Source organism: Kitasatospora sp. NPDC034023 (assembly GCF_055575795.1).
The window spans coordinates 1-5,814 of the sequence record NZ_JBVIRY010000091.1 but is presented as its reverse complement, the minus strand read 5'-3'; the positions used below and the strand labels follow the sequence as shown (position 1 = coordinate 5,814).

Sequence of the window (5,814 nt, the reverse complement as noted above, 5' to 3'; positions counted from 1 at the left end):
GACCTTAGACAAGCCTCATCGTTGCAGCTCAGAAGGCACTTTCGCTTTTCCGATCATGCTCCGGACGCGACCCCGGATGAAACACGCAGGCTAGCGTCGGTCGAGATCACTTGGCGAATGGTCAAGATCGCGTGTCATGGGACACAGTGGTCAAACTTCGCTGAGACACCCCCTTGCCGGTCAAACATCGGTGAGACTCGTCAAACTTCGATGAGACGGGTCAGCCCGTCCCGGCGCCCGGGACGGGCATCAAGGTGTCCGGACCGCTCTCACCAATGCTTTGACCTGCTGCGTTATCTTGCCGTGACCGAGCCGTCAAGGTACCGGCGCGTTGTCCGGGGCGGGCATCAAGGTATCGGCGGGGCGCGGCCGGGTGCGGATCCGGTCGCACGTACGATTCCGTGCCGTGGGCAAAGAGCGGAAGACCTTCGAGTACACCGACGGGCTGAAGGCGGCGCAGCGGGCGCTGGTGGCTGTGCAGGCCGAGCGCCGTGCCTTCCTGGCCGCGCTGCCGTTGTGGGGCGGCGATCTGGAGGCGGCCCGGCGGGGGCTTAGCGAGGAGCAGCCGGCCGAGTCCGCCCGGCTGGAGGAAGCCGAGCGGCGGGCCTCCCATGTGGTGTGGGCTGACGAGTACTGGGCCAAGCTGTCCGGCGAGGACCGGGTCATCGCCTGCAGCCGGCTCATGCACATCGACGACGTGCCGGACGCCTCGGCCGCGTAGCGCGGACGCGCGCGGCCCGACGGCCACGTCCGGGTACCCAGGCCTCTCACCGGGTCCGGGCGGGCCACGAACGCGGAGACTCACCAGCCTCCCGGGCGTTTCCCACCAGTGGTCGGGGTGTCAGAACGCGGTGCGGATCTGGCTCCTGGGGTCACCGTCGGCGAGATGGTCGGTGTAGAGGCCGGCGCGGGCCAGCCGCCTCCAGGGCCGGGCGTAGCGCATCGCGGTGTCGATGTCCGGGACGGTCGAGTGGAGGTCGAGGTCGGTGAGTGCGAGGGCGGGCTGGTTGTGGGCCGGGGCGCGGTTGAGCCAGCGCCCGCCGGGGGCGACGATGCCGGAGGGTGCGGTGGCGGCGAACTGGGCGGGGACGGCGTAGCCGAGCCAGTAGTTGTAGAGGGTGCCGTAGGCCTGGGCGACGGTGGCGCGGGCGGGGTCGTCGACCATGACGGACAGCAGGACGCAGTCGACGTCCAGGCGTTCGTACTCGGCGAACAGGGCGGGGAAGTTCGCTTCGATGCAGATGGCCAGGCCGAAGCGGACGCCGTCCACGTCGAAGACCGTCGGCTCGGGCCGGCCGGGGGTGTAGAGGTAGGACAGCTCGGTGTTCGACAGGAACCGCTTGTCGTACCGGGCTACCAGGTCCCCGCGGTCGGAGACGACGTAGAGGCTGTTGTGCGGACGCCGGGGCGGTGTGAGCGGATGGAGCGAGCCGAAGACCGTCCACAGGCCCAGCTCGCCCGCCAAGGCCGCGATCCGCTCCGCCTCCTCGCGCAGGACGTCCCACGCGGCGCCGGTCCAGTCCGCCGGCGCCCCGGTCCCGTCGGGGCCGGTCGCCACCACCCGCTTGTCCGGGTAGACGAGAGCGCCCTCCGGAAACTGCACCAGCCGCGCCCCCGCCCCGGCGGCTTCCCGCATCAGGGCCCGGACCCCCTCACCCGCCGCCCGGATCGCCGTCCGGTCCCCCGGATCCTCCGGCACCGTGCTCTGCGCCACCGCCAACCGCAACGTCCCGACCATCCGGCGACCGTACCGGTGCGCCCGATGCCTCACCCGGCCCGGACCGGGAGCGTCACCCGCACGTGTCCCTGACCGCAGCAGGTTGAACCGCGCCCGGTGAGCGGGGCGGGGGCGGGCGAACTCACCAGCGCGCGAGGCGAAACTCACCACCCGCCTGTGAAACTCCTGACCCGTGACAGCGAAGTTGGGACGATTGTCACCGAAGTTGGGACAACGTCATTTTGCGACAGCGAAGTTGGGAAAGACCCCGGTCAACGCCCTCGTAGTGCTACAGCACGGCAATGCATGAGCTCAGATCGGCGGCCAGGAAGACCAGGCGCGAGTCTTCAGCGATATGCACTCGCCCCAAGGCGACTGGGGTGTCACCTGCACGCTGAAGGTCGGGCATTCCCTGTTCGAAGTCCTTGCAGGTGACGATGCCGTCCTCCGCCATGCACTGGGCCCGCCAAGCCCAGATGTCGAGAAGCCGGCTGGCCGGCACCGTCGATTCGGCCCACACCCGAAACGAAGCCCCAGCGCGCAGGGCCAGGGCAACATGGCCGGCGGCAGCAGTCTCATGCCGTTCGAGGGCAGCAATCAGGTCTTCGCGATCCACGACGTGCAGTATGCCGCTCTGCGGGCACCAGCAGCCCGCCCCTACTTCCCAACTTCGCTGTCACAAACCGGCCAGCTTCCCATGATCGCTGTCACAAACAGCCGTTGTCCCCACTTCGGTGACAACCGTCCCGACTCCGCTGTCACAGGACAACTCCCCACCGCAGGCCAGGGGGTGCAACGCGGAGCGCAACACGCTGTTGCACCCCGGTTCCCCCGGTGGTTCGCGCAGGTCAGGGGTGCAACGCGAAGCCTGCCAGGGCCCGCGCGTTGCACGTGTTGCGGCCCCGTGTTGCACCCGCTACCCAGTCAGGAGCGGCGCCACCAGGAGCGGACGCGCTTCGCCTCGGCGGCCTCGGCCGCGGCGGCCCGCTCGCGCTCGGCCTCCTCCCGGGCGCGCCGGTCACCGAGGGACCTCAGCTCACCCAGCTCGCCGGGAGGTTCTGGTACGAGGCGTGCTTGGTGATCAGCCCGTCGTAGACCACGTGCCCATCGCGCCAGCTGAGGACCACCAGGCGGTCACCCTTGAACAGACGAACCTCCTCCTGGCGGATGGAGTGCACTGCGTCGAAGTCACCGGAGAAGCCGCCCGGAAGCTGGGTGAACGAAGGGTGTCGGGTGATCAGCCCGTCGTAGGTCACGCTCCCATTGTTCGCATTGAGGACCAGCAGACGGTCACCCTTGAACATGCGGATGTCGCTGCCGATGTAGACGACGTCGTCGATGTCCTCGGAGAAGTCCGCCGTCACCTGGGCGTGCGAGGGGTGCCCGGAGATCTTGCCGTCGTAGGTGCGGCTGCCGTTGGCGGCATTGATCACCACGAGCCGCCCGCCCCTGAACAACCGGATGTCCTGGCCGACGACGTACGCCCCGTCGATGCCGTTGGCGAACTTGGGTGACACCTGGGCGAAGGAGCCGTGTTTGGTGGTCTGCCCGTTGTAGGTGATGCCGCCATTGGAGAGATCGATGAAGATCACCTGGTCCCCCCGGAACAACCGAACCTCGCTGCCGATGACTTCCGCCGCACTGATCATGGTGCACTCCTTGTCGCTGGCCGGCTACCGCTGAACGTGCCATCGCTCCGGGGAGAAATGATCTTCCGCCCCCTTTGAGTCAGCAGAGGAAAACGCTACCCCGCCCCGAGGGCAATAGCCGGGAACCCGAACCAGCCTGTCCAATTCCAGCAATGCATGGCCGGGACCGCACCGTTGCGCCCATCAGACAGGGCTGCATTCTTGCAGCTCACAGCGCCAGCACCACTCGGCGGGCTCAGGACGGGGATTCACATCAAAACAGATCCGGCCCTCACTCGTGTTACCAGTGGGAAAATATTAAAGGATCCTCATCAATGCGAACTCATGCTCCGATCACCGCCATGTGCTCGCAATGCATGGACACCACCGCCACACGACCCGAACGCCGAATACTTCGGGCACATCACCGACAATGCGATCGACGGGCTTCCCAGGGCTGATGCGTTCTCAGCTGGCGGGATAGGTCGGCTCGTCGGCTTTGAGACCTGATGGGCGGTTTGCCGGAGTGGAAGCAAGAGACGCGACGCCAGATGATCAAGGCTTCTGAGACCGAAGATCGTCCTGGAGTCGCGTCCGCGTGCCATCCTCCCTGATCACCGTCCTCGCGCGCCACTGCGAGGACGCCAACGACCCCTGCCCGTCCATCGAACCGCACAAGCTGGCCTCGCTGTCCGAGGTGCTGGCCGCCGTGCCCGATCCCCGCCGGGTGCGCGGGCGCCGCTACCGCATCGGCGTGCTGCTGGCCCTGTGCCTGACGGCGGTGCTCGGCGGAGCCCGTTCCCTCGCGCAGATCGCCCGGTACGCAGCCGACACCGACCCGCAGGTCCGCGCCGGACTCGGCCTCACCCGCGCCACGCCCAACGCCTCCACGCTCGGCCGACTGCTGGCCCGCATCGACGGCGACGCCCTGGACGACGCCGTCGGCACCTGGCTCGCCCATCACGCCGCCGATCCCGTCGAGGAGGACGAAGCCCTGATCGGGCTGGCCGTGGACGGCAAGACGGTGCGCGGCTCACGCACCGACAGCGAGACGGCAGTCCACCTGCTGGCCGCCGCCCTCCACGGCAGCCAGACCGTCATCGCCCAGCGCCAGGTGGCGGCCAAGAGCAACGAAATCCTGGCCATGGCCCCGCTGCTGGCCCGCTTCGACCTGCGCGGCGTGGTCGTCACCGCCGACGCGATGCACACCCAGCGCAAGACCGCGAAGAAGATCATCGCGGCTGGCGGGCACTACCTTCTGGTCGCCAAGGGCAACCAGAAGAAGCTGCGCCGGCAACTGCGCCGCCTGCCCTGGCAGCAGATACCGCTGCTGGACCGCACCCGCACCACCGGGCACGGACGCCGAGAGGTCCGACGCCTGAAGGTATGCACCGTCGAAGCCGGACTGCTGTTCCCGCACGCTGTCCAGGCCATCGAGATCAAGCGACGCCGCGTCAACAAAAGAACGGCAGGGTCCAGACGAAGACGGTCTACGCCGTCACCAGCCTCACCCCCGGCCAGGCCGACCCCGCCCGCCTGGCCGGGCTCGTCCAGGGCCACTGGTCCGTGGAGGCCCTGCACCACGTGAGAGACGTGACATTCGCCGAGGACACCTCCAGGGTCCGCACCGGCAGCGCGCCCCGCGCCATGGCCACCCTGCGCAACCTCGCCATCGGCCTGATGCGCCAGGCCGGCTGGACCAACATCGCCGCCGCAGCCGACCACTACCGGTCATGCCCCGAACACGCCACCGCGCTCCTCAAGATCGCCTGCTGACAACACATCAGCCCTGGCGCTGGACCGCTACGCGCCCGGCGCCCGGTACTGGACTCGTTCGGCTTTGCGCAGGGCATCCATGGTTTCATCGACGGTCAGGAGAACTGTCGTCTCGAACGAGCTAAGCGCGCCGCCTGCACTAATCGCCAGCGCAACCGCGGTCATGGACACGTTGTCGGGGGCCTCCCACAGGTTGTAGCCGTCGTGTGTGCCGAAGGCGTACCAGAAGCCGTGGAGCTTCCCGCCGACGGACTCGATGTACGCCTGAGCGGCCTTTGCGCGGTCCTCGGGGTGGACGATCAGCCTGGCCCACGTCTCCGGTGTGTAGCTGAACCTCGATAGATAGAGCGGCATCATCTCCCTTTCGTTCCACCAAGGGATACCCCAGCGGGTGGGAAGCGCGCCGGATGCGGCCCGCGTATCCCCCGAACGGCTGGGGACGATGACCGGCACGGCCACAGCCAACGGGTGAGCGACCTACCCGGGCGCTCTGGCCCTGCTTCGTACGCGCTGGTTGATACGTCCGCGTACGGTTCGGGCCGCGTGACCACTACCGGTCACACCCTGCCCACGCGTGCGAGCTACTTCATCTCACAACCTGAGAGGACGTTAAGTCCGTTTCTGGTAGATGCCTCGTCCGGGTTGGGTGAGGAAGCCCTGGCGGGTGAGGCGTCCGAGGCGGGAGCGGGTGAC

Annotated in this window: 7 protein-coding genes; 3 read left to right on the top strand and 4 right to left on the bottom strand. The window is 68.0% G+C overall.

Going from position 1 to position 5,814, the window contains the following annotated elements; all coding sequences use genetic code 11:
• Positions 1 to 406: 406 nt before the first annotated feature.
• On the top strand, positions 407 to 721 hold the full coding sequence (locus ACZ52R_RS43225) for a hypothetical protein (protein ID WP_465625881.1): 315 nt from the start codon (positions 407 to 409) through the stop codon (positions 719 to 721).
• A 120-nt stretch (positions 722 to 841) separates the two neighbouring features.
• On the opposite strand, the gene ACZ52R_RS43220 is transcribed toward ACZ52R_RS43225, so the two are convergent.
• From ACZ52R_RS43220 to ACZ52R_RS43210, 3 genes are all read right to left on the bottom strand, one after another.
• Entirely contained in the window at positions 842 to 1,738 is an 897-nt protein-coding gene (locus tag ACZ52R_RS43220) for a carbon-nitrogen hydrolase family protein (protein WP_465625879.1), read from the bottom strand.
• Between the two features lie 268 nt (positions 1,739 to 2,006).
• The gene (locus ACZ52R_RS43215) at positions 2,007 to 2,333 is read right to left on the bottom strand and encodes a hypothetical protein (protein ID WP_465625877.1); all 327 of its coding nucleotides are present in this window, start codon (positions 2,331 to 2,333) and stop codon (positions 2,007 to 2,009) included.
• A gap of 415 nt (positions 2,334 to 2,748) precedes the next feature.
• The gene (locus ACZ52R_RS43210; protein WP_465625875.1) at positions 2,749 to 3,366 is read right to left on the bottom strand and encodes a hypothetical protein; all 618 of its coding nucleotides are present in this window, start codon (positions 3,364 to 3,366) and stop codon (positions 2,749 to 2,751) included.
• A gap of 577 nt (positions 3,367 to 3,943) precedes the next feature.
• On the opposite strand from ACZ52R_RS43210, the gene ACZ52R_RS43205 reads away from it, so the two are divergent.
• Together ACZ52R_RS43205 and ACZ52R_RS43200 are read left to right on the top strand one after the other, a co-directional pair.
• Positions 3,944 to 4,933, top strand: coding sequence for an ISAs1 family transposase (locus ACZ52R_RS43205; protein ID WP_465625873.1), 990 nt, complete (start codon positions 3,944 to 3,946; stop codon positions 4,931 to 4,933).
• Positions 4,930 to 5,121, top strand: coding sequence for a hypothetical protein (locus tag ACZ52R_RS43200; protein WP_465625871.1), 192 nt, complete (start codon positions 4,930 to 4,932; stop codon positions 5,119 to 5,121). Before ACZ52R_RS43205 ends, ACZ52R_RS43200 begins: the two co-directional genes overlap by 4 nt.
• Before the next feature lie 27 nt (positions 5,122 to 5,148).
• Here ACZ52R_RS43200 and ACZ52R_RS43195 read toward each other — a convergent pair whose 3' ends face one another.
• The gene (locus ACZ52R_RS43195) at positions 5,149 to 5,574 is read right to left on the bottom strand and encodes a GYD domain-containing protein (protein WP_465625869.1); all 426 of its coding nucleotides are present in this window, start codon (positions 5,572 to 5,574) and stop codon (positions 5,149 to 5,151) included.
• Positions 5,575 to 5,814 lie beyond the last annotated feature (240 nt).